The sequence below is a fragment of the Chryseobacterium sp. HNCC26DJ238 genome (genome assembly GCF_057180465.1).
The window spans coordinates 110,533-133,993 of record NZ_JBXUGI010000012.1 but is presented as its reverse complement, the minus strand read 5'-3'; the positions used below and the strand labels follow the sequence as shown (position 1 = coordinate 133,993).

22 protein-coding genes and 1 pseudogene are annotated in these 23,461 nt (G+C 39.0%); 21 read left to right on the top strand and 2 right to left on the bottom strand.

The annotated features are described in order from the left end of the window. Window positions 1-13: 13 nt before the first annotated feature. The 7 genes from AC2A07_RS12835 to AC2A07_RS12805 all read left to right on the top strand — a co-directional run bounded on the left by AC2A07_RS12835 (window position 14) and on the right by AC2A07_RS12805 (window position 9,488). Complete coding sequence (locus tag AC2A07_RS12835; RefSeq protein ID WP_484050748.1) at window positions 14-754, top strand: hypothetical protein; 741 nt, start codon at window positions 14-16, stop codon at window positions 752-754. A 15-nt stretch (window positions 755-769) separates the two neighbouring features. Then, complete coding sequence (locus AC2A07_RS12830) at window positions 770-2,131, top strand: S41 family peptidase (protein WP_484050747.1); 1,362 nt, start codon at window positions 770-772, stop codon at window positions 2,129-2,131. 157 nt (window positions 2,132-2,288) lie between these two features. Continuing rightward, a complete protein-coding gene (locus tag AC2A07_RS12825; protein ID WP_484050746.1) occupies window positions 2,289-3,176 on the top strand; it encodes a DUF6624 domain-containing protein in 888 nt (295 codons plus the stop codon). 343 nt (window positions 3,177-3,519) lie between these two features. Beyond that, entirely contained in the window at window positions 3,520-5,292 is a 1,773-nt protein-coding gene (locus AC2A07_RS12820) for an FAD-dependent oxidoreductase (RefSeq protein ID WP_484050745.1), read from the top strand. A 226-nt stretch (window positions 5,293-5,518) separates the two neighbouring features. Continuing rightward, window positions 5,519-7,459 carry a LodA/GoxA family CTQ-dependent oxidase gene (locus AC2A07_RS12815; protein WP_484050744.1) on the top strand — a complete coding sequence of 647 codons (1,941 nt, stop codon included), beginning with the start codon at window positions 5,519-5,521 and terminating at the stop codon, window positions 7,457-7,459. After that, a complete protein-coding gene (locus tag AC2A07_RS12810; RefSeq protein ID WP_484050743.1) occupies window positions 7,456-8,562 on the top strand; it encodes an NAD(P)/FAD-dependent oxidoreductase in 1,107 nt (368 codons plus the stop codon). Before AC2A07_RS12815 ends, AC2A07_RS12810 begins: the two co-directional genes overlap by 4 nt. 113 nt (window positions 8,563-8,675) lie before the next feature. Continuing rightward, on the top strand, window positions 8,676-9,488 hold the full coding sequence (locus AC2A07_RS12805; protein WP_484050742.1) for a hypothetical protein: 813 nt from the start codon (window positions 8,676-8,678) through the stop codon (window positions 9,486-9,488). Window positions 9,489-9,816: 328 nt separating this feature from the next. On the opposite strand, the gene AC2A07_RS12800 is transcribed toward AC2A07_RS12805, so the two are convergent. Next, window positions 9,817-10,713 carry a helix-turn-helix domain-containing protein gene (locus tag AC2A07_RS12800; RefSeq protein WP_484050741.1) on the bottom strand — a complete coding sequence of 299 codons (897 nt, stop codon included), beginning with the start codon at window positions 10,711-10,713 and terminating at the stop codon, window positions 9,817-9,819. A 185-nt stretch (window positions 10,714-10,898) separates the two neighbouring features. Here AC2A07_RS12800 and AC2A07_RS12795 point away from each other — a divergent pair, with 185 nt between their 5' ends. The 8 genes from AC2A07_RS12795 to AC2A07_RS12760 all read left to right on the top strand — a co-directional run bounded on the left by AC2A07_RS12795 (window position 10,899) and on the right by AC2A07_RS12760 (window position 17,127). Next, entirely contained in the window at window positions 10,899-11,750 is an 852-nt protein-coding gene (locus AC2A07_RS12795; RefSeq protein ID WP_484050740.1) for an aldo/keto reductase, read from the top strand. Between the two features lie 28 nt (window positions 11,751-11,778). Further along, window positions 11,779-12,921, top strand: coding sequence for an aldo/keto reductase (locus AC2A07_RS12790; RefSeq protein ID WP_484050739.1), 1,143 nt, complete (start codon window positions 11,779-11,781; stop codon window positions 12,919-12,921). A 35-nt stretch (window positions 12,922-12,956) separates the two neighbouring features. Further along, a complete protein-coding gene (locus tag AC2A07_RS12785) occupies window positions 12,957-13,373 on the top strand; it encodes a cupin domain-containing protein (RefSeq protein ID WP_314499116.1) in 417 nt (138 codons plus the stop codon). Window positions 13,374-13,414: 41 nt separating this feature from the next. Continuing rightward, window positions 13,415-13,888, top strand: coding sequence for a nuclear transport factor 2 family protein (locus AC2A07_RS12780; RefSeq protein WP_484050738.1), 474 nt, complete (start codon window positions 13,415-13,417; stop codon window positions 13,886-13,888). A gap of 2 nt (window positions 13,889-13,890) precedes the next feature. Next, window positions 13,891-14,970: an alpha/beta hydrolase gene (locus AC2A07_RS12775; RefSeq protein WP_484050737.1), complete on the top strand. Its 1,080-nt coding sequence runs from the start codon at window positions 13,891-13,893 to the stop codon at window positions 14,968-14,970. Window positions 14,971-15,230: 260 nt separating this feature from the next. Then, window positions 15,231-15,848, top strand: coding sequence for a flavodoxin (locus tag AC2A07_RS12770; RefSeq protein ID WP_484050736.1), 618 nt, complete (start codon window positions 15,231-15,233; stop codon window positions 15,846-15,848). 5 nt (window positions 15,849-15,853) lie between these two features. Beyond that, the gene (locus AC2A07_RS12765) at window positions 15,854-16,621 is read left to right on the top strand and encodes a carboxymuconolactone decarboxylase family protein (RefSeq protein ID WP_484050735.1); all 768 of its coding nucleotides are present in this window, start codon (window positions 15,854-15,856) and stop codon (window positions 16,619-16,621) included. 20 nt (window positions 16,622-16,641) lie between these two features. Next, window positions 16,642-17,127: a (R)-mandelonitrile lyase gene (locus tag AC2A07_RS12760; protein ID WP_484050734.1), complete on the top strand. Its 486-nt coding sequence runs from the start codon at window positions 16,642-16,644 to the stop codon at window positions 17,125-17,127. A 58-nt stretch (window positions 17,128-17,185) separates the two neighbouring features. Here AC2A07_RS12760 and AC2A07_RS12755 read toward each other — a convergent pair. Further along, window positions 17,186-17,388, bottom strand: a pseudogene (locus tag AC2A07_RS12755) (hypothetical protein); the annotation flags it as partial. 333 nt (window positions 17,389-17,721) lie between these two features. On the opposite strand from AC2A07_RS12755, the gene AC2A07_RS12750 reads away from it, so the two are divergent. From AC2A07_RS12750 to AC2A07_RS12725, 6 genes are all read left to right on the top strand, one after another. Further along, entirely contained in the window at window positions 17,722-18,105 is a 384-nt protein-coding gene (locus tag AC2A07_RS12750; RefSeq protein WP_484050733.1) for a hypothetical protein, read from the top strand. 308 nt (window positions 18,106-18,413) lie between these two features. Continuing rightward, complete coding sequence (locus AC2A07_RS12745) at window positions 18,414-19,118, top strand: hypothetical protein (RefSeq protein WP_484050732.1); 705 nt, start codon at window positions 18,414-18,416, stop codon at window positions 19,116-19,118. A gap of 297 nt (window positions 19,119-19,415) precedes the next feature. Then, window positions 19,416-20,087 carry a DUF2461 domain-containing protein gene (locus AC2A07_RS12740; RefSeq protein WP_484050731.1) on the top strand — a complete coding sequence of 224 codons (672 nt, stop codon included), beginning with the start codon at window positions 19,416-19,418 and terminating at the stop codon, window positions 20,085-20,087. Further along, window positions 20,081-20,806, top strand: coding sequence for a DUF429 domain-containing protein (locus AC2A07_RS12735; protein WP_484050730.1), 726 nt, complete (start codon window positions 20,081-20,083; stop codon window positions 20,804-20,806). The genes AC2A07_RS12740 and AC2A07_RS12735 overlap by 7 nt, the downstream gene beginning before the upstream one ends. Window positions 20,807-21,634: 828 nt before the next feature. Beyond that, window positions 21,635-22,180: a peptidoglycan-binding protein LysM gene (locus AC2A07_RS12730; RefSeq protein ID WP_314498193.1), complete on the top strand. Its 546-nt coding sequence runs from the start codon at window positions 21,635-21,637 to the stop codon at window positions 22,178-22,180. Between the two features lie 505 nt (window positions 22,181-22,685). Then, window positions 22,686-23,231, top strand: coding sequence for a peptidoglycan-binding protein LysM (locus AC2A07_RS12725; RefSeq protein WP_484050729.1), 546 nt, complete (start codon window positions 22,686-22,688; stop codon window positions 23,229-23,231). Window positions 23,232-23,461 lie beyond the last annotated feature (230 nt).

Sequence of the window (23,461 nt, the reverse complement as noted above, 5' to 3'; positions counted from 1 at the left end):
AATTAAAAAAAAGATGAAACCTATTTTATCCCTTTTCCTGTTCACCGTATTTTTTTCGTGTACATCCGAAAGTGCTTTAGAACCTTACGACAAAGCACAGATGGCAGCTGAGGTCAATATAAAAGGATATTCAAAACCGGATGTAATTCAGTTGAGGCTTAACGGAAATCCTGTACCGATAGCCGGTCAATCTTCCTATACTGATAAAGTGGAAACGCAGATCCAGTTTGTGATCGATGAAGGAGAGACTGACGAGCTGGGAATCTATAATCATCAGACAGGAGCCCAGATAGCCCGATATACGATCACATATGATAATTTTAAAGAATATAAAAATCTGTCTTTTTTTAATTTACCCGGAATTTTCTTAAAAACGTATGCTGTAAAACCCCAGGTGAATTTAGGAAAAGTAGGTTTTGAATTTATTTTCCCCAATCTCGGAGAGTTTTCAGGATCATCTTTGGAAGGAGTAAAAGGGATTCTGAAAAGAGACAATGGAACAGTGCTTGCGGAATTTGACAACATCGGGAAAAAAGATTTTACCGCGGTCAAAATATACAGTTTCTTCAGTGCCACAGCACCGGTTTATTTAGAACTGTATAAACCGGGAACGACTGATCCTTTCACCGGTTCAAACAGTATTAAGGTAACTTTAAAGCAGGATATAGGAGCCAATATGATCGTACTGCAGGAGAAAATGGAGAATGGGGTATGGGTGGTAAAAGGCGATATTGATGTTGCGGACTATTTATAAAATCATGACCGGTTTATGAAAAATTCTTTAAAAATTCAGTTGCTGATCTTATTTGTTTTTTCAATGGCAGCCCTGTCATGTAACCGTAGTGAAGATGATGCTCCGGATTTTCCTGAAGGAAGTACAGAATCTGTCAACCTTTGGGTGCAGGACAGTATGAGACGGTATTATCACTGGGCAGATCAGATGCCTGTAAAACCTGATTATCATCTTCCGGTTAAAGATTTTTTTAAAAGTTTACTGGTTCCCCAGGATCGCTTTTCTTTTATCGTCAATACGGCAGATTCATCCACATATCCGCTCTCTGTCCGGAATATGTATGGTTTTGACTACACTGTCCTGCAGCTGGAGAGCGGTGAAGTGGTGACCGTGATTAAGCTTGTTCTGAAAAACTCGCCTGCCTCTAATGCAGGACTCGATAGAGGAATGGTTATCAGAAAAATTAACGGGCAGACCCTCACGGCTTCCAATGCCGAACAGCTGACTTCGTCCCTTGCAGGTCAGACCGTTCTTGGATTGACGGTAGGGCATTGGAATAACGGATCGGTCACTGACGAAAAAAATATCACTGTATATTACGGTTATTCATTTGAGCAGCCACTGATCTCAAAGATTTTCGAAAAAAACGGTAAAAAAACAGGCTATTTATATATTTATGATTTTCCTGACGGAATGACTTCTGCACTGAATCAGAAATTCAGCGAATTTAAATCTTTCGGGGTACAGGAATTAATTCTGGATCTCCGTTATAATTTTGGGGGTTCGGTTTCGTCTGCAGCGGCACTCTGCGCTCTGATACCTGCCGGAATTTCTGCTGACTCCCAGTTTATCACCTACAGAGGCAATAAAAACGGAGGAGAGGTCAAAAGAACATTTTCCCAGCAGATCGCCTATCAGTCCAATGCTCTTGATTTTAATACGCTTTATGTGAATTCCCTGGGATTAAACAAAGTATATATCCTTACTTCACGGAGTACGGCTTCTGCTTCTGAAATCGTCATCAACAATCTTAAACCTTATCTGCAGGTCATTCAGGCAGGGGATGTTACTTTAGGAAAAGACATGGCCGGATTTGTGATAGAAGATAAACGGAAACCTAAAAAAATCACATGGCAGATTCACCCTGTGATCTATAAAGTTTTCAATGCCAGTGGGGGCGGAGATTACGTGAATGGGATTGCACCGCAGATGTCTGTAAATGAATTCAGCAGTTTACCATTGCGTCCACTGGGTGATGCAGATGAGGTTTTGCTGTCTTCGGTTTTAAATAAAATTTATTCAAAATCGGTGAATACGGAAATAAAAGAGGAAAAAGTGAAGATCCTGTTTCAGAGTGAAGCTTCTGCTGCCGGTTTTTCAAAACCGAATTTTAAATAGACGGAACAGATTCATGCAGGATTACATTTAAAAAATAGATGTTAAACTTATATCCTTAAGGTCAGTTCTGTTTTTTTATCAAAGCATTAAGTAAAATAATAGGTTCGTATCTATTTTATAACTATTTTTATAGTTATAAATTACAATACTATACTCAATGAAAATTTTTACTTTATTCATGATGACTCTGCTCTTCAGCCATTCTGTTTACGGCCAAAATTCAGGTTTTACCTATAAGGATTTTGAATCGCAGGTATTAGCATTCAGACCACAGAAAAAGCAGCATATTACCCAGCAGAGATTCGATTACGCATGTATGGTGCTTGCAGAAACAAAGAAAGCAACCAAAAACAATCCTTCAGAATTTAATCTCGCTGATTATTTCAACATTACGTGTGCCTTCCTCAATCTGGAAGCGGATGATGATGCTCTGAATATCGCATATAAGAAATTTGTATCGCTGGAAGGGAGCTGTGAATATCTGCAGTCTTTTAAAGCAAGAGTTGATCAGAACAGTATTTATGACAGGATAAGATCACGCTATACAGCCGATCTGAAGAATTGTGACAACCCTAAAAAAACAGCCGGTCAGCCGGAACAGAATCATGCAGAAACAAAAGTATCCCAAATCACAGGGATGATGAAGGAGATACTGCAGCGCGACCAGAAGTTCAGAACAACAGCACAGCCCGGGCAGGATTGGGCAGTACAGCAAAAACCACTCGACATCAGAAATCAGATGCTGATTGATTCACTTTTCAGTAAACATAATGCATATATCGGAAAGTCGGTCGTAGGAGAGAAGTACCGGAGTGTGATGTGGATTGTTATTCAGCATTCTGACATTAATATGATGGAACGGTATTTACCTTACATCAAAGAAGCCGTCCGATCCGATGAGCTTCCTGAGGCCAATCTGAAAATGTTAATTGACCGGATATATGCAGTCAGATCCAAAGTACAGATTTTCGGAACTCAAAGCCACATCCCGATGGCGGACAAAAAAATAATCAATGCTGTCATGAAAGAATATGGAATAAAGTAACCGGAAATTTACAGAAAGCAGAATTTGAGTGCGTAAATAATTTTTAAAAAAAATATTTTGTTTAGTTTCCGATAAAATAGTATTTTTAAACTTCAAAACTAAAACCATGCTCAGAAAAAAACGATCCTCAATTATTGAGGGCTATAGGTGCTTTCGTAGATCTTCATGCCTGAAAGCTCAATCTTCCATCATTTCCTGTCTTTTTCCATCGTCCCGTTGAAGGGTTTTTATGCTGGAAAAAACTTTAAAAGAAAACCGATCTGCGATATACATTGACCGTATATCGTGTATAGGCATGTCTGTCATCAACTACAAAAACTAATAACCATAAAACCACTGTTTCATGAAAGTAACACTGCTTAACATGATCGAGATATTACAGAAATATCTCCCTCAGGACAATATGCCTGAAATATTGTTTGATTCGCCTTTAACAAATCAGGAATACAATGATAAAAGGCAGATCTTTAATACCTATTACCAGTTTAGGCCTACGGCCATTATATTCTGTACCAACACGGTACAGGTCTCGGAGGTCATTAAATGTATCAGGGAATATAAGTACACTGGCCCCCTTAGAGTCCGTTCCGGAGGCCATGACCATGTAGGGGAATGTTCGGCAACAGATGCCCTTGTCATTGACCTGTCAGAAATGAAAGGGGTTGATATCGAGGCAGAGCTTAATTATGCAACTATTCAGCCCGGTATTATGTTCATCGACCTCATCAAACAGATGAACGCCAAAAACGTGGGACTGCCGCATGGCACCTGCTATTCTGTACGTATTGCAGGATTTACCTTCGGCGGCGGATGGGGACCGTGGACCAGACAGAAAGGAATGGGATGCGAGAGCCTTGCCGGTGTTACCATTGTATTGGGTGACGGCTCGTACCGGACCATCCTCGATAATAAGCTTATCCCTGAATATGCAGGACATCCGGTGGCAGATCTTAATGAAGAAGACCGCAGACTTTTGTGGGCTTTACGCGGAGGTGGTGGAATGAGTTACGGGATTATCACTGAACTCATATATAAAACGTTTACCCTGCCGGATTACACGACTAAATTCACCGTTGCCTGGGATAAGAAACATTGTCATGATATGCCTCCTGCTGTTAAAATTCTTAAACGTTGGGAAGAACTAATAGAGTATAACGAAAACCCTGACCTGCTCGGTACCAATCTGAAAGTGGTTGCAAAATTCAGAGATGCAAAGGATACAGCCCCTGTAGAGGAATCTCTGCATGACTGCTATTTCTACGGATACTACATGGGCAGCAAAGAGCAGTTCCTGAATCAGCATGATTTTGAAAAAAATCTGAGAAAAATCATTCATGAACATTGGTTTCCAAGGGACTTGTTTGGTCACTACATCGTTAATTGTGAAGACAGTATTAAAGCGGTTTTATCCAACAATGTTACCAGCGGTGCCGATAAACTCACCGCTTTATCTGATGAAAACAGGCAGGATTGGAGCATATTTTCAGCCTGGGACAGAATAGTGAAATGGGATACCGTTCATAATCAGCATCCTCTGCTGGAGAGCATATATAATACTGATGCTCTGCCTCATCATTTCCAGGCTATCCCACCTGAAATAGATAATCCTGCTCCCCATAAAATCACTTCAAGGTTTGCCAGGGTTACAGATGATCAGGAACTTGCCTCGCAAAGGAGAATAAAGCTGATAGAAAGTCTTGAGTCACACCTTTTGGTTACTGAAGGTGAAAAGCAGGGGATGAATACCTATTTTACCTTGGGAGCTATGACGGGAAGCTATTACCGTGATTATGATTTTGAGGCAAACCAATTTCCGGAGGGAAGCTCTTTTGCGTATAAAAAATGTTTCTACACGATCCAATATCAGGCTTGGTGGGACAATGACGGTAAGGAAAATCCTAAAGTACAGCCCTACGTCAACCGTGCTATAGACTGGCTGGAGGTCTGCAGGAATTATGAGATACCGGCAACCTACGGCGCATTCATCAGCTTTAAAGACGACAGTATCCCGACACCTGTCTATTTTCAGGAAAGTTATGAGAGGCTTAAAGAAATAAAAAGGAAATACAGTAAAGATCCGCACAATATGCTCAGCAGCAGAAAAACGATCATCTGATAGAATAGATACCTTCTGAAAGGTGGATGTAAGCTCTTTATAAAATTGAATAAGATCATTAAATTTAGGTTTTTATACAGCAGATTTGCTTCTGTCATTAATCAGGAAATGGATCCGGTAGGTGGAGAATATTCAAGATGTACAGCTTCTGAGATGCTTATATAAGAGACTCTTTCGGTAAAATAAAACTCAAAAAATTACACTAATAACCAAAAACATACTTATTATGTCTGAAATCAAACAAGTAATCATCCACCCGGCGATAGGAGTTGCCAGGATAGGTAACAGCCCGGAGGAATATTTCCTTCTGCCGGATCTCATCAACGAACCAATCACCGATCCCGGTAACTTCAGGGACAGCGAGGGGCGCATTAAACGTCAGGCAGCCCGTTTCCGACTGTATGGGGCAGACGCGGAGGGTAATATTATCAGGGAACTGACGGCAGAAGATGGTGACATCACCTGGACCGTGCACGTGGCAAATAAGAAGGCTGCCTGGTACAATTTCGACCTTGCCCTGGATATCCCTCAGGCCAGAGGTGCTTTCTCCGGATATGCACCGGTTGAAAGTAAACTGCGCAATCTGGCCGTCAGCGATGCTGACCGTTCAAGGCTCGTTATTGATGGAGGGGTGGTAACGATCTCGGGAATTAATACCAATCCCGATGGCAATGACAGGGACTTTGCTTTTGACAAGAGTACTTTTTATTCGCCGGATGGGAAAGATACCCCTGTTTACCTTGGTGAGCTGCGTACGGACAGCAACGGCAGCCTGCTTTTCCTGGGTGGTTACGGTCTGTCTGCATCCTATGACAATGAGCGTGCAGTTACCTTTGCCAATAATGACACCTGGCATGACGATGTTTCGGACGGGCCGGTTGATGCAAAAATCAAGCTCAAAACAGGAGAAGTACTGGAAGCTGCCGGATCATGGGTACTTACCGCACCACCTGATTACTCTCCGGGCATACAGGCATTTGTAACGGGGTATGACCTCCTGGCACAGACCGCTGCGGATATGGGGCAGTCTGTAATGCCGGAAGTTCCGGAATTCTGGGAGCATATCTATCCGATGCTGGAACGTATGCCGCTCAACGGCTGGGTCAATGGCGGTATTTTTAAGCAGAATGGCTGGGGAAGTCCGGGTAATCTTTCGACGCCTGAAATGGTGGCCAAACTTTCCAATGCTTCCGATCAGTATTTTGAGCTGCGCCAGGCAATTTTTCGCCAGTTCCGGAATCCTGATTATGTAACCATGCAGGCAGAACTTTTTCCACCCGTGTATGGTGACGGGCTGCAGGCTTTCAAAAGTACGGATACCGATCCGCGTAATTTCATGGCCGTTGTGCCGTTCCAGTATGAATACCTGCAGCAATGGGCGAATGGTAATTTCACGGTAGGAACCAAACCGGGAACCAGGAAATGGAACGATATCACTCCGGCAGAACAGGCTGCATATCTGGACCGTACATCGCTTGATGAGACCATTGGAGGGCCCTTTCATCCCGGGTGCGAATTTACCTGGCCGATGCGGCAGCCCATCATGTATTCGTCACCATTCCGGATCAAGCGCCGTTCCGATGATCCACTGACTTACGGTCCTGTACTCAATTCACAGATCGCACTGAAGGCCGGCGGACCTTTGGATGGCTCGGCTGCCGGAGATATCACCAAATGGATGGCGGTACCCTGGCAAACAGATACTTCAAGCTGCCTGAGTGGTTATGTAGGTATTATGGGGCAGTATGTACCAACTTTCTGGCCGGTCCGGGTACCTAATGATGTGCTTACTGAAGCTGATTATGAAATCATGATGAATGAAAGTGCCAGCCTGGAAGAGAAGAATGCTGCCTTCAGCAATCGGGTAAAGTGGCTGCGTGGGATCGTGTATCAGTACGGTTATCCTCCGAAAAGGGTAAGCCCTTCCACCAACGGAATCAATGATTTTATCACGAAATGGCCTGATGTGGGTATTCTTATCCAGAAAGAAGGGAACGGTGATGCCAACTTCCCCGATAAGATGTGGGTAGAAAACGGAAGAACCATAGGAGAAGGACATGTTGCCGCAAAAGCAGTGCTGACGGATACTCCGGAGCAGGAACAACCAGCTGAAGATACAGGATACTTATGGATGGTAGAGCGTGCTGAAAAAAGAAAGAAAGGATGATATCGGACGTGCTGATTATAGGTAACGGCCCTGCCGGGTTGGCATCGGCAATCACTTTGCGGCAGCATGGTGCATCGGTAACCGTAGTGCATCGGTCCGCCGGTGCACCGGCTTTCCGGGCCGGGGAAAGCCTTGCTGCTTCTGCCCGGTACTCCCTGATGGAACTTGGCTTATGGAATGACTTTTCAGCTGCAGGGCATCCACCCTGTTATGGGAACTCTTCCTGCTGGGGTGATGACCGGCTGTCATTTTATGATTTTATTCAATCTCCGTCCGGAGAGGGTTGGTATGTCAATCGGGAGTCTTTTCAGTCTATGCTGTTTCAAAAGGCAGTAGCGAGCGGAGTCAGGTTCGTTGAAACCGACCGTGCTTTCGCAATTGCAAGGGAAGGGATGTGCTGGAAATACACGGAGGGAGATTCACACTTCACGGCCGCTAAAATAATTGATGCCAGCGGCAGGAACAGCTGGCTGAGCAGGCAGCTTGGCATAAAACGCATCCGCAGGGATCATCAGGCAGCGGTGGTCAGCCTGCTGACTTCTTCTCAGCCGCTGAAGAATCAGCAAAGCCTTACCGAAGCAGTTTCCCACGGCTGGTGGTATGTTGCAGATGCCGGCGAGGGAAAGGTAATTCGTGTTTTTTTTACCGATCCTGACCTGCATGACCGTGCAGACTGGATAGATCCCTTATACTGGAGCAGGAAAAGCATGGAGACCCGCTTTGTAAAGCATCGGGCACCAATAAACCGTTACAGCGATGTATTGCCTCCCCAATATACTTCAGCAGGAAGCCATCACCTGGAATTGTATGCTGGTGAAGGTTGGCTGGCGGCGGGAGATGCTGCCTGTGCGTTTGATCCACTGTCATCCCATGGTATTGCTTTTGCGCTGCGCAGTGGCATTGATGCAGGACTTGCTGCAAAGGATGAACTGTCGGGTATTACGGCAGCCGGGACCGATTATCATCAGAAGATCCAACTCGCTTTCAGCATGTACGAAAAGCAACGTACAGAACTCTACCGCAGAGAGACCCGCTGGAATGATTATCCTTACTGGATAAGAAGACAGCAGGAACAAAAACCAGTAATTGCTAAGGCAGTATGATCATAGAATAAAAAAATCCTGAAAGCTATTGATTTTCATGTTAGGATATTTATTCAGTATCAAAGTTATCAGGACATAAAGATTAAAAACAACAATTTAACAAGAATTAAAACATGAATTATTCAAGCGTACTAAAACCAGCGAAAATTTTAAACCTACGCTCATTAAAGGAATTGGAAAACAGCCTTTATCTTATCAGAAACAGTGATACTGACTATTTCAGTAGGAAAAGGCCAGAAAATAACTACGACCGTGTTATTGTCTCCCTGGCTACATCAGATGTTAATATCCAACCCTGTATAAGACAGGTGATCTGTATCAATAGAGGAAAAAGATACAATGATTACCAGTCATTTGTGATTGAACCTAAAACAAAATCAATGGGGATTGTGGTTATTATGATTAAACTTGAGGAACAGCAGAGTCTATTCTGCAATGTAAGAATTCTTCCATTTAGCAGCCTCAGTGATATAGCAGAACCAGAGAACGACTCTCAATTTCTTACCGTAAATCTTGAAAAATCAAAATGTATCTTGAAAACAGATATTACAATCGTAACATCCAATACGGGAGAAGCCTTATATGCAGTTCATAATGTAGATGTGAATGCAGTATCCAATCTTATAACCCGGGATGAAATTGTCGAACTGAAAAGAGAACTTGAATTTCAGGGGTCGAAATTAATGGCTCATTATTTCCAGGAAGTGTTAGACATCATTATTAATGAAAATTCTACAAGTCAGGGAAAATTACCTCTTATTCATGATGAATATTCATTGAATATTCCTGATTATCAGTCGAAGGAAATGATTTCAGCCAATGCTATTTCAGGATGTTTAATGTTGGAAATCACCGGAAACTATGTCATTAACGATCTCAACAGGGACTGGAAAGCTGCAGGAGCGTTTATTGGCTATCTGCTTTAGGGTATGAAATTTTATTACTCTTAACAGTTTATCGGCTTTGATCAGAAAAACCGGTAAGTCCTCGGGCAATTAAGATGATAATACAGGTGAATTTGGAAAATGTTTTGTAACAACAAATGCACTTAAAAGGATAGTTGCTGTTTCAGGAGTCCTGGAAGCTATAATTGGACTCAAAGATTTTAAAATTTCAGTAAATTGACCAGTTGACAGCTTCAGCGGATTATAAATTGCATTAATCAGGTCTGGGAAACTTAAAAATTCTTTTGACCTGATTAGTCTTATGTCCTGCAGAGCCGATTACAAATTATTTTTTTGAAATGCTGTATGATTAATTCAAATTTCTGTACTCATTCGGAGTATAACCAACCCTTTGCTTAAACAATCTCGTAAGATGCTGCGGATATTTAAACCCCAAATCATACGCAATCTGACTGATAGACTTATCAGCATCAAAAACTCTTTCCTTCGCAACATCAATAATTTTATTCTGGATGTATTCCTGCGCTGTTTTCCCGGTTTCTTTTTTAATTAAATCACCAAAATAATTAGGAGACAGATTAAGCTCATCCGCACAGTAAGCGACAGATGGCAATCCGAAACTGTTTGGTTTTTCTGAAGTAAAATAGCTGTTCAGCAATTCTTCAAATTTCTCAAGGATCCCTTTGTTGACATTTTCTCTCGTGATAAACTGTCGGTCATAAAATCGCTCACAATAATTCAGGAAAAGTTCGATGTTGGAAGCAATCAGTTTCTTGCTGTGTTTGTCCACAGACTGCTCAAGTTCTGACTGAATTTTAGCAAAACATTCCAAAACCAGCTGTTGTTCTTTTGAAGATAAATGCAACGCTTCATTATTCTGATAACTGAAAAAACCATACTCAGAAATACTTTTGGCAAGCGGAGTTCCTTTAATTAAATCCGGATGAAAAACCAATCCGTGTCCCATCGGCTGATAAATGTCAACTTTATTTTCAACATCCACAACCTGTCCGGGAGACACGAAAACCAAAGTTCCTTCCTGATAATCATAAGTTGCCCGACCATATTTTAAATCGCCACATTTAACGTCTTTCAGAAAAATGCAGTAGAGATTGAAATTCATTTTAGAACCTGTTCTCCTGTGAGCCTTTGAGAAATCAATCACGCTTACCAGAGGATGCAGAGTCTCGTGATTATTAAATTGATTATAATCATTAACGGTTTCAAAATTGACAGAATTACTCATAGCATTTTCATTTTCTTATACAAATCTAAATATAAAATGAATGCCTTTTCACTACCACTTAGCATATCTGTAATATTGGTAGGTAATTCCGTAATTCATCTACACGATGGTTCGTCACAAGGACGGAAATTTGCATAGTAAGTTGATTATCCGGGTAATCGCTTTTTAATAACAAATTCTAAATTATGCAAAAAGTAATATTAAACAACGGTGTGGAGATGCCGGTTTTAGGTTTCGGCGTCTTTCAGGTTCCTGACTTGGCAGAATGTGAAAAAGCAGTGATTGATGCTATAGAAACAGGATACAGATTAATTGATACCGCCGCATCTTATGGAAACGAAGAAGCGGTAGGCAGTGCAGTCAGAAAAAGTGGAGTTGCGAGAGAAGAATTATTCATCACTACAAAACTTTGGATTCAGGATGCAGGCTATGAAAACACCTTGAAAGCGTTTGAAAAATCACTTAATAAATTACAGGTAGAATACCTCGATTTATATTTAATTCATCAGCCGTATGGTGACGTTTTCGGTTCCTGGAGAGCGATGCAGGAATTGTATTTTCAGGGAAAAATAAGAGCGGTTGGAGTTTCCAATTTTCATCCCGACAGAATTGCAGATTTAATTTCGAACGGTGGATTTACTCCGGCTGTCAATCAAATCGAAACGCATCCATTTCACCAGCAGATGGAAACACAGAAATTTCTTGAGGAAAATAAGATTCAGATTGAATCCTGGGGACCATTCGCTGAAGGTAAAAATGATATTTTCAAAAATGAAACTTTAACATCGATAGCTGCTAAAAACAATAAATCCGTGGCTCAGGTTATTCTGCGTTGGCTGACGCAAAGAGGTGTTGTGGCGATTCCAAAATCAGTTCGAAAAGAAAGAATGGCAGAAAACTTTGACATTTTTGATTTCGAATTATCAGCAGATGAAATGCAGCAAATTTCCAGTTTAGATACCAATGCAAGTTTATTTTTCGACCACAGGGACCCGGATATGGTCAAATGGCTGAGCGAGAGAAAACTGGATTTGTAAAATTGAGCCATCATTTAAAAAAAGTAAAATGGATAGGAGAGAAATTTTAAAAACCATCGGACTGGCCGCTGCCGGAACTGCACTGTTACCTTTTGAAAATGTAGCAAAAGCAGCAACATCAGATAGTAATAATCCAGGGGAAGACAAATATTTGCTTTCCGGTCGAAGGAAATTAGGAAAATCTTTAGAAGTTTCCAGTATCGGATTGGGAGTTCAGAATATGAGCCGTACCTACCAGACTACGATTCCGAACCGAAAAGAAATGCACCGGATTATTCAGAAAGCATTTGATAACGGTGTGACACTTTTTGATACAGCAGAAGCTTACGGACCTTTTGAATGCGAGAAAATCTTGGGAGAAGCCACTTCTTCTTTTCGCAATAAAATTGTCATCGAAACCAAATATGGCTGGAACATCGACCAGGAAACAGGAAAACGTTTGCCGGGATTGAACAGCAAACCGGAACATATTAAATTGGTGGTCGAAGGAATGTTGAAACGCCTTAAAACCGACAGAATTGATTTGTTGTATCAACACCGGGTAGACCCCAAAGTTCCGATTGAAGATGTGGTCGGAGCCATCAAAGATTTAATAAAAGAAGGAAAAATTCTGCATTACGGACTTTCAGAACCGGGCGTAGAAACCGTGAGAAGAGCGCATAAAATCCATCCTGTAACAGCGATTCAAAATGAGTATTCATTGTTGTGGCGCGGACCTGAACAGAAAATTATTCCGCTTTGTGAGGAACTGGGTATTGGTTTTGTTCCCTGGAGTCCGTTGGGCGTTGGCTTTTTGACCGGAGCTGTTGATGAAAATACCCGTTTTGCTCAAGGCGATATCCGTGGAAATGAAACCCGTTTTTCTCCCGAAAATATTCAGCAAAATTTAAAATTAGTCAAAGTTCTGAAAGAATGGAGCGAGAACAAAGAGGCGACGCCTGCTCAAATATCTTTGGCCTGGCTTCTTCATCAGAAATCCTGGATTGTACCGATTCCGGGAACGACCCAAATGTCGAATATGCTCGATAATTTAGGTGCGGATAAAATAAAATTCACCAATACAGAATTTAAAGAATTCAATACGGCAATTGATGCTGTAAAAATTGCAGGCGAAAGACTACCGCATTCCGTGCAGCAGTTTTCGGATGTAGAAGCACCGTTGAAAAAGTAATCACATTATTAAATTAATCAAAATAAAGAAGTAAAATGGAAACAGACATTCCAAAAATAAGCGCCTTTCCGACAGGCGAAAACAACACGGCATTCGAACAGTATTTTTCAGGGAAATCCTATCTGGCTGCGCTTACAAGTAACAGTGATTTGAATGTACCGATGGCCAATGTGACTTTCGAGCCGGGTTGCCGCAACAACTGGCACGCACATACAGGCGGACAGATTCTCATCTGCGTGGGTGGTTCGGGATATTATCAGGAAAGAAATCAGCCGGCCCAAAGATTGGAAGCGGGCGACATCGTGGAAATACCGGCGGATGTAGAACATTGGCATGGAGCAGCTCCTGACAGCTGGTTTTCTCACATCGGTGTCACCTGTAATCCTCAAACCAATAAAAATATTTGGCTTGAACCTGTAACTGATGAAGAATATAATAAAGCTGTGAAATAATATTGGAAAGTACCAGGTGAAATTTAATTTAAAGTCAAAAAATGAAAGTATTACTCTTCATAATAATCCTGTCAACAAGTTCTGCCTGTTCATTCGCACAGGAGAAAAAAGTGGAAACAATGGTCAAAAAAGAAGCAAAATCCGAAGAGGAAATCATCCGGCTTTCTAAAGATAAATGGGGCTGGATGTCTTCCAGAGATGTCAAAAAACTGGAGAAACTGTTTGATGAAAATTCGGTTTTCGTGCATATGGGCGGTTCATGGGGAAAGCAGCAGGAGCTGGATGTGATTAAAAGCGGCAGAATCTGGTACAAAAAAGCAGACATCCACGAAACATCTGTCAATATTATTGAGAACACCGCTATTATTCTGACCAATATGGATTTAACTGCTGTTGTTGGCGGAAATGAAGTAATCAATCCGTTTATCGTGACGGAAGTGTTTGTGAAAAAGAACGGAAGCTGGAAATTAGGTTCACTTTCATTCACCAAAACAATGACACCGGAAAAGAAATAAATATGAGAAATAAGACGTTACCATTTTTAAGTTTAATTTGTTTAATAATATTTTCGGGTACAGCTGTCCAGGCTCAGAAAAACACAGAGCGGAAACCTTTGATGATTGCAGAGCAGGGAAGTTTTGCCGTTGGTGGAACGGTTATCAAAAGCCCGGGAATATTCAATCCGCAAAAACCAACTGCCGAAGGACAGACTTTCCGTGGCGACCACGCTTACGTTTTTTATCAGATCCCTGTGAAAGCAAGGAAATATCCATTGGTGATGTGGCACGGAATCGGACAGTTCTCAAAAACCTGGGAGACAACTCCGGACGGACGTGAGGGTTTTCAGAATATCTTTTTGCGCAGGAATTTCCCTGTTTACATAATGGACCAGCCAAGAAGGGGAAATGCGGGAAGAAGTACCGTAGCATCTGCCATTGAACCTACTCCGGATGAGCAAAATTGGTTCAATGTTTTCCGTGTGGGATTGTGGCCGAAATATTACGATGGTGTACAGTTTGCCAAAGATTCTGCCACGCTGAATCAATATTTCCGTTCAATGACGCCCAATATTGGGACGATTGACAGTAAGGTGACCACCGATGCAGCATCAGCGTTATTCAATAAAATAGGAGCGGGAGTTTTGGTGACGCATTCTCACTCAGGGGGAATGGGCTGGTTGACCGCCATTAAAAATCAAAATATTAAAGGCATCGTTTCTTACGAGCCGGGAAGTGGTTTTCTGTTTCCTGAAGGCGAATTGCCCAAACCTATTGCAAGTTCTGCGGGTGCACTTGAAGCTTCTCCGGTTTCAAAAGAAGATTTTCTGAAACTGACCAAAATCCCGATTATCATTTATTACGGTGACAATATTCCTGAAAAATATTCAGAAAATTCAGGAGCTGACGGTTGGAGAGCACGATTGCAAATGGCGCGATTATGGCGCGACGCGGTTAATAAATATGGAGGTGATGTAACCGTTGTTCACCTTCCCGATGTTGGTTTGAAAGGCAATACGCATTTCCCTTTTTCAGATTTAAATAATCTTCAGGTGGCCGATTTGATGAGCCGATGGCTGAAGGATAAAAAATTAGATTAGTAACCTGTTGTGCATTTAGAAAAAATGATACAATAAATTAAAATTTAAAACTTTGTATTTCCTGATTAAACGAAGTGCCTTTGTTTTACCTTAATCTAAGGCAGTTTGCGGAACTTTTTGTTTAAATTAAATACAACGCTGAACAAAGATATTTGACATCAACACTCAAAATTTTATTCTGAACAAAGTCGTCTACACTTACTGAAGTAAAACAAAAATATAGATGCACATTATGCAATTAATCATTTAAATCACCTGTAATGCAGAAATTCGTCTTATTCATATTATCAATTCTATGTTTTTTTTCTTGCTCAAAAGCTCAGGAAACCGAACAGAAAGGATTATTAAAAGATAAAAAAGTGCTGATTGTTTATTTATCCCGAACCAAGAACACCAAAACCATTGGAGAGATCATTCAGAAAAATGCAGGTGGCGATTTGGTTGAACTTGAACTTCAGAATCCTTATCCGGAAAACTATAAGTCTATTGTAGACCAGGTTTCAAAAGAAAACGGATCCGGATTTCTGCCACCGCTGAAAACAAAGATCGAAAACATTGAAAAGTATGATGTCATCTTTATCGGTTTTCCCACCTGGGGAATGAAACTGCCGCCGCCGATGAAAAGTTTCTTGAAACAGTATGATTTAAAAGGGAAAACAGTCATTCCGTTCAATACCAATGCGGGGTACGGAATCGGAAGCAGCTTTGATACAGTAAAAGAACTCAGTCCGGGAAGTAAAATATTGGATGGTTTTACCATGAAGGGCGGGATTGAACGTGACGGGATTTTATTTGTAATGGAAGGTAAAAAGAGAATCGAGGCAGAAAAGAAAGTCAGAGAATGGCTGACCAAAATTGGTTTGCATAAAACAAAATAGTTGAAATGATATTTAAAGTAAAAGAAAAAATCAAGAGAATAAAATGTACAGTTGGCATCGTCTTACTGACGGGAATTTCACTGTTTTTCAATCATCTGAAAGCACAGCATATGTCAAGATCAAATTCATCATTAAATTTAAAAGATAAAAGCATTATCAGAATTTCTTCCTTCACCGCGCAGGGAAAACTGACTGCACTGAAAACATCTTTCAATGCAGGTCTTGATTCAGGCTTAACCATCAATGAAATCAAAGAAATACTTGTTCATTCTTATGCTTACTGCGGTTTTCCAAGAAGTATCAGAGGTTTGCAGACCTTTATGGGAGTTGTGGAAGAGCGAAAGACTAAAGGTATTAAAGATATTTCAGGAGCTGAAGCTTCGCCGATTGCCGATGACGAAACCAAGTATGAAAGAGGGAAAAAGATATTAGGTGAACTTTCGGGCACACCGCAACCCGATAAACTTTCAGAATATTCTGCATTTGCGCCTGCCATTGAAACTTTCTTAAAAGAACATTTATTCGCAGATATTTTTGAAAGAGATGTTTTGACATTTCAACAAAGAGAATTGGTGACCATTTCCATTATTGCTGCCATTGGCGATGCCGACCCGATGCTTCAGTCGCATTTGGGAATTTCTTTAAATGTCGGTTGGTCGCCTGAACAGTTGAACGAATTTATCAGTATTATTACTCCGACAATCAGTCAGGAAAAGTCAGCAGCAGCTGTATCTGTTTTGAAAGAGGTTTTGAAGAATGCTAAATCAAAATAAATAAAAAATAATGTTACAATATGAAAAACATACAATTTCTTGCGATTTTAAGTGCTGGTCTGCTTACTCTTACATTCAATCAGCTCAAATCGCAGTCTCAAATCCCGGATGGATCAGAATCTAAACCTCTTTTTGAAAAAGGCGAAAAAGTAAAGAACGAAAATTTTACCGGAACAGCTTACCTAAAAATGTTGGTAACGAATGACTCTGAAAATCCAATAACTGTCGGCAATGTCACTTTCGAACCGGGCTCAAGAAACCGATGGCATAAACATCCGGCAGGGCAGATTTTACTGGTTACCGATGGGGTGGGTTATTATCAGGAAAGAGGGCAGGCAAAGAAAATCCTACGAAAGGGTGATGTCATCAAATGTCCACCCAATGTAGAGCACTGGCACGGCGCAAGTGCTGACAGTCATCTTTCTCATCTGGCCATCGGAAACAGTGATAAGAAACCTGTAATCTGGCTATTGCCTGTGACGGATGAAGAATATTTGAAACCGTAAATTCCCTTTTCAACCATTCTGATTTTTGAAAAAGACACTATCCCACGAAGTGTGTAAGTTAAAAAGCTAAGGCTTGGATTTTATAATCTGAGCCTTTGGTGAAAATAAGCATAAATTGATTGATAGCAATAACCAATTTTTGGATAGGCATCGAACTTTTTTGTAGCTTCTTTAAAGTAAGATAAACAGATTTTAAAACTGCATCATCAGTCTGAAAAGACATTTTGTTTTCTTGTAATTTTGGATTTTACTGTTTAGATTTCAATTAAATTGCAGTAATCGAATTATCAGGAGTTTCTTTAAAAGGATTGAAATAGTGGATTAATTGTGATTTTCCACGTTTAATAGTTTTTTTAAAAAAAATTAAAATTTTCTTATGATATACAAATATGATTAGATCTCAAAAAACGATTGAGCTGAATCAGATATTTTTACTACAGAGTAAGTTCTACTTGATTCATTAAAACTTTCAGAACATTTTTCTTCACTCTGTAATCCTGAATTGTTTAGAATATATGAGCACTCATATGTTTTTTTACTCTCGTAATGCGTAAATTTGTATGTTATTTCTAAATACATAAAACCACATAAACATTGAAGAAAAATTTAAAATATACATTCTTGATAATTTTAGCTATTTCAATTTTTGGAATTGTCTATTTTTTTTCAAAATGGAATAAGATAAATATTGATGAAAATATTGGAAAATCAAGGGGAATAAATAATCTAAATTCCAAAGTTTTTAACAATGCTTTTATAATATTTGACCCTGCAAAAGTAAGAACAGATTTTGAAATTTTTGAAAAAAAAGATGATACGGTATCTTTCAACTTAAGCATCAATAAAAGTCCGAGATCTGAAAATATTTATTCTCTGATTTTTAATAGCGGAGATGGATTTTCGGGAGTTAATATAAGTATATTTATATATATAGAAATTTCTTTTTCACATCAGCTGAATCTTACACTGATGATATAAGTTTATTTGATTTTGTCAAATCTGAAAGGTACACTGTAAAAAAGCAAAAATTAACGTTAGATAAATCTAAATACAAAAAAGGAGATAGTATTTTTGGGAAAATAGAATTGCAAATAAAATTCAACCCATCTGATTCAATAGTAAACTCCAAGGGATATTTTAGAAGTATTATTGAATGATTATGGTTCTAATATAACGCTTTATAGCGAAATACGAATATAATAAGATGTTCAATTAATCCTATTCATACACATTTTAAACATAATAAATTATAATTTACAAAAAAAACAAATATTTAAATAACCACTATGAAAACAACAATCACTTTTTTTTCTATTCTTTTATCAGTAATCACTATTAAAGCTCAAGAAAGTATTGATTTATTGACTTATGAAAATACTCAAGATATCAACTTTTTCACCAATGTTAAAAATGGTGCATTGATCAAGGAATATATCACAACTACTAAAAATAGTGTGAAGGTTGGCGATACTTTAATATTAGGATCTCCAACTTCTGAAGAAATGAATACAAGAACGTATTCAGGCAGTTATGGTAATGGAGTAAGAGGAGGTGCTGCACAATCGAGAAGTACTTCAAAAAAAACTTATGAATTTATACAATTGGGAAGACCAGCTGGTTTTGGAAGTGTTATGTCCGCAATGGGTGGTAATGCACAGAATATGGCAGATAACAGTTTAAAGAATACTAAAGTCATTGTAAATGAAATAAAAACATATCATAGAGGCAGTAAAAATAAACCCTTATATGTAGTTATGGTATTGGGAGAAATTAATGGAAGGGCTTTTGGAATAAATAAATATTTGAGCGTAATGGATACAGAGTTAGGGATTGAGTCTGGAGAAATTCTTTTGAAAAACAGAAAAATGACCAGAGAGGAAGCAATTGCAAAATTAAAAGAGGCGAAGGAACTGTTAGAAATTGATATGATGAGCAAAGAAGAGTTTGAAGCGTTAAAGAAGGAACTCGCTCCAATTATAACAAATAACTAAGAATGTAATCTTCCCTAAAAATCTCTACTTTTAATTGTTCCAGTTTTTTGGGAGAAGGTCAAAAAGGTCAATTTCCTTGAAAAACGCATACAAACCCTTCAGGCTGAATCAGCGACCCGACGATATCAGAAGCTTCTGGTCTTAGAGCCCGAATTGATCAAAAGAGTCCCTTTCAAATTTATTGCCTCCTACATTGGCATCTCCAGTGAAACGCTTAGTCGAACAAGACAAAAGTTAAATTGACTTTTGTCAATTTTAAGAACTAAATAAATTCGTTAATTTGAAGAAATTACCAAAATGATCAATCAAGAAACTTTTTCATTTTTAAAGGATCTTAGCGTCAATAACAATAAAATCTGGATGACTGAAAACAAGGAACGTTATCAGGAAGTGAAAGAAGGTCTTGTAAGCTACGTCCAAACTTTAATTGATGAATTTTCCAAAATAGATCCTATGATCGCAAGGCTGGATGCAAGAAAATGTATGACGAGGATCAACCGTGACATGAGATTTGCGAAGAATGCTCCGCCATATAAAGATGATTTCTACTTGGTCTTAAATAAAAAACAACTTCACGGCGTAACGGCTGGATATTACCTTTACATCAAACCCGGAAATTGCTTTTTGGGCGGTGGCGTTTGGAATCCTCAGAAGCCGGAACTTGACCGCTACAGACAAGAGGTCGCTGATTATTATGAAGATTTTAAATCAATTATTGATGATGATTCATTTAAGAAAAAATTCCCGACCGGAATACAGGGTGATGGAGCTCTTGTAAATGTTCCAAAGCAGTTTGATGAGAACCATCCTGCAGGTGAATTTTTGAAAATGAAAGGTTTTTGTACGAAAGAAAAAATTACGCAAAAGGAATTGATGTCAAAAGATTCCACAAAAACTGTGATCTCATTTTTCGAAGCGTCTAGACCATTGGTTGATTTTCTTAACAGAGGGATAGAATTTGAATGTTGAAATTAGTAGGAATCGACGGCTGCAGATCTGGCTGGATAGCTGTTTCGCTAAGTGACCGGTGTGCTATGCTTTTTGAAAGGCTAAGTGATCTGGTTGCCCATTATGATGAAGATGCCCGTTTTCTCATTGATATGCCTATCGGTCTGCCAGATAAGATGATCGGGCGTTCTTGTGAAACGGATGCTCGAAAGGAATTATCATCACAAAGAAAATCAAGTATCTTTCCGATCCCTTGCCGGGAGGCTGTCTATGCTGAGACTTATGAAATGGCAAACCGGATCAATCGCAGGATCCTTCAAAAAGGAATTTCCAAACAGACCTGGTTTATCTGTTCTAAGATCAAAGAATTGGATTATCTGTTGCTTCAGGATAAAAAACTTCAGATGAGAATTAAAGAATCTCATCCAGAAGTAGCATTCCATTATCTTAATCATAGGGTTTCAATGGAGTTTAGCAAAAAGACTGCGGAGGGTCAGCAGGAACGTTTGCTGCTCTTATCTCAATTTTCTCAAAGTATCAATATTATTTATAACAATGCCATTCAAAAATTCAAGCGTATGGATGTCGCAAAGGATGATATCATAGACGCCCTATGTCTGGCAGTGACTTTAGAAGAGATCATCAGAAACAATATCTCGTTAGAAAGCCCAAGTAAGGATGATAAAAATCTTGATATGAAGATGCACTTTTTCGACAGTCAGCTTTTCAAGTCATCGTAAAGCTTTGTGAAAATTTTATTATTTCTGCAAGTAAGATTTATCTATCGGTTCTAACTTTAAATACCATAAGCTCTTCTAGATTTCAAAGGAAAATAGTTTTTCAAAATTTCCCAAGCATTTGCTATTTTCATTTTCTGATAATAAATTCTCCTTTAATGAAAAATATTTTTTTGATCTATATCAGTATCAGGAGTAAATTCAAAATGTAGTTCTGATTTTTTCTTTGAAGGCTCAGATCAAGCGAAAATTCTCAAAAAATGATTAATTATAATTCTTTAAAAGGTTGTTTAAAATCTCAGTAGAAAAAAACCATTAAAAAAAGTTTTGATTTAAAATTTGCTGAATGTGGCCAAAGATGGCTTTGGAATGATCAATGGTGTTTATTATATCTGGATGGATTTTATCAAAAACAAAAGATTTGTCAATCCAAAGAAAATTTAAGATGAAAAAGATTTATAAGCATTTAAAAAAATAAGTTTTACATGGGTGGCTTACATTGCTCGACAAAATTAGATAATTCAGCTTGCCGAATGTGTAAATTTGATAGTTGGCAACAATATTTCCAAAGCTTATTTTTCAGCCTATAAATATTTTTTGTGAAGACCTGAAGAAAAATTACAAAAAAGAGCTTTATCATAGAAATAACAGCAATTCATATACGCCCTCAACACTTACTAAGTGCTGAGGGCTTTTCTATTAACTATACGTGTAGTTATTTTACTACATGAACTTCCATTTTCCACTACAAAGAAACTTTTATTGCTGCTGTAGATTTGTAGTGTTCAAAAGAGAACAATTAAACAGGAATAAAAATTAAACAATACGATCATGACAAAACAAATAGCAATCGCAGCCTTAACTATTGGAGTCTTCATCTTAGGAACTAACAATGTTCACGCTCAGAATACCACCGCAACCACGACGGTAAACATTACCCTGAACGATGTCATCTCTATTGATGCGGGAAGTACTGCCATTGGTAATACGGTTGACTTTAACTATGCTACTGCGGCTGATTATAATTCTGATCAGACAATTACTAAAGCCAACTCTTTGAAAGTGACTTCAACGAAGAACTTTAATGTAAAAGTAAAAGCAGGCGGTGCAAATTTCATGAACGGAACCAACTTAATCCCTGTCAATGTTCTGACCATCAAAGCCGCTACAGCTGCCGGAACTATGGGCGGGACAAAAAGCGCTGTTGTTTTATCTGCAACGGATCAGACTTTAGTATCAAATGCTCCGCTTGGAAGCGCATTAACTCTTAATCTGGATTACACAATTCCAGCGGCGAAATCATCATCTTCGGATATTTTAGGTAAACCGGCCGGAACTTATACTCAAACAGTAACTTATACTGCAACAGCTTTATAAGTAAATTTTTTCATATTAATATTTTGTGATTTGGTGTTCGAAGGCTTCCTACAGGAGGCCTTTGATTTTATTTATATTAATACGGATACAGAGAAATTCAAAATCCGGGAATAAGTATCTGTGAGCGGTAGGGTAGAACCTGTGTTTTTAGAAATTTTAAATCTAAACAATACATCACAACAGACATTCAGTAAATTTATTATGCCTTTTTATATCTTTTTAAAATTATCAATTCTCAAAAAACGGTTAACAATGTTAATAAGGTCAAAAAGTTCACCAACATACATTCGGAAAAGAAAATCATGTTGGTTTATAGAATTGCTATTTTTTATCTACGCCCTCAACACTTACTAAGTTTTGAGGGCTTTTCTATTAACTAATACGTGTAGTTATTTTACTACATGAACTTCCATTTTCCACTACAAAGAAACTTTTATTGCTGCCGTAGATTTGTAGTGTTCAAAAGAGAACAATTAAATAAAAATAAAAATTAAATAATACGATCATGATAAAACAAATAGCAATCGCAGCCTTAACCATCGGAGCCTTCATCTTTGGAACGAATAATGTTCACGCTCAGAATACTACTGCAACCACAACGGTAAACATTACCCTGAATGATGTTATCTCTATTGATGCGGGAAGTACTGCCATTGGTAATACGGTTGACTTTAACTATGCTACTGCAGCGGATTATAACTCTGATCAGACAATTACCAAAGCCAACTCTTTAAAAGTGACTTCAACGAAGAACTTTAATGTTAAGGTAAAAGCAGGCGGTGCGAATTTCATGAACGGAACGAACCTGATCCCTGTCAATGTTCTGACCATCAAAGCCGCTACAGCTGCCGGAACCATGGGAGGTACAAAAAGTGCTGTTGTTCTATCTGCTACTGATCAGACTTTAGTATCAAATGCTCCGCTTGGAAGCGCATTAACTCTTAATCTGGATTACACAATTCCAGCGGCGAAATCATCGTCTTCGGATATTTTAGGTAAACCGGCCGGAACTTATACTCAAACAGTAACTTATACTGCAACAGCTTTATAAGTAAATTTTTTCATATTAATATTTTGTGATTTGGTGTTCGAAGGCTTCCTACAGGAGGCCTTTGATTTTGTATGTATCGATACCGGTACGGAGAAAGTATCTGTCAGCGGTAGGGTAGAACCTGTGTTTTTAGAAATTTTAAATCTAAGTAATACATCACACCAGACATTCAGTAAATTTATTAAGCCTTTTTATATCTTTTTAAAAGTTATCAAGTCTCACAAAACGAT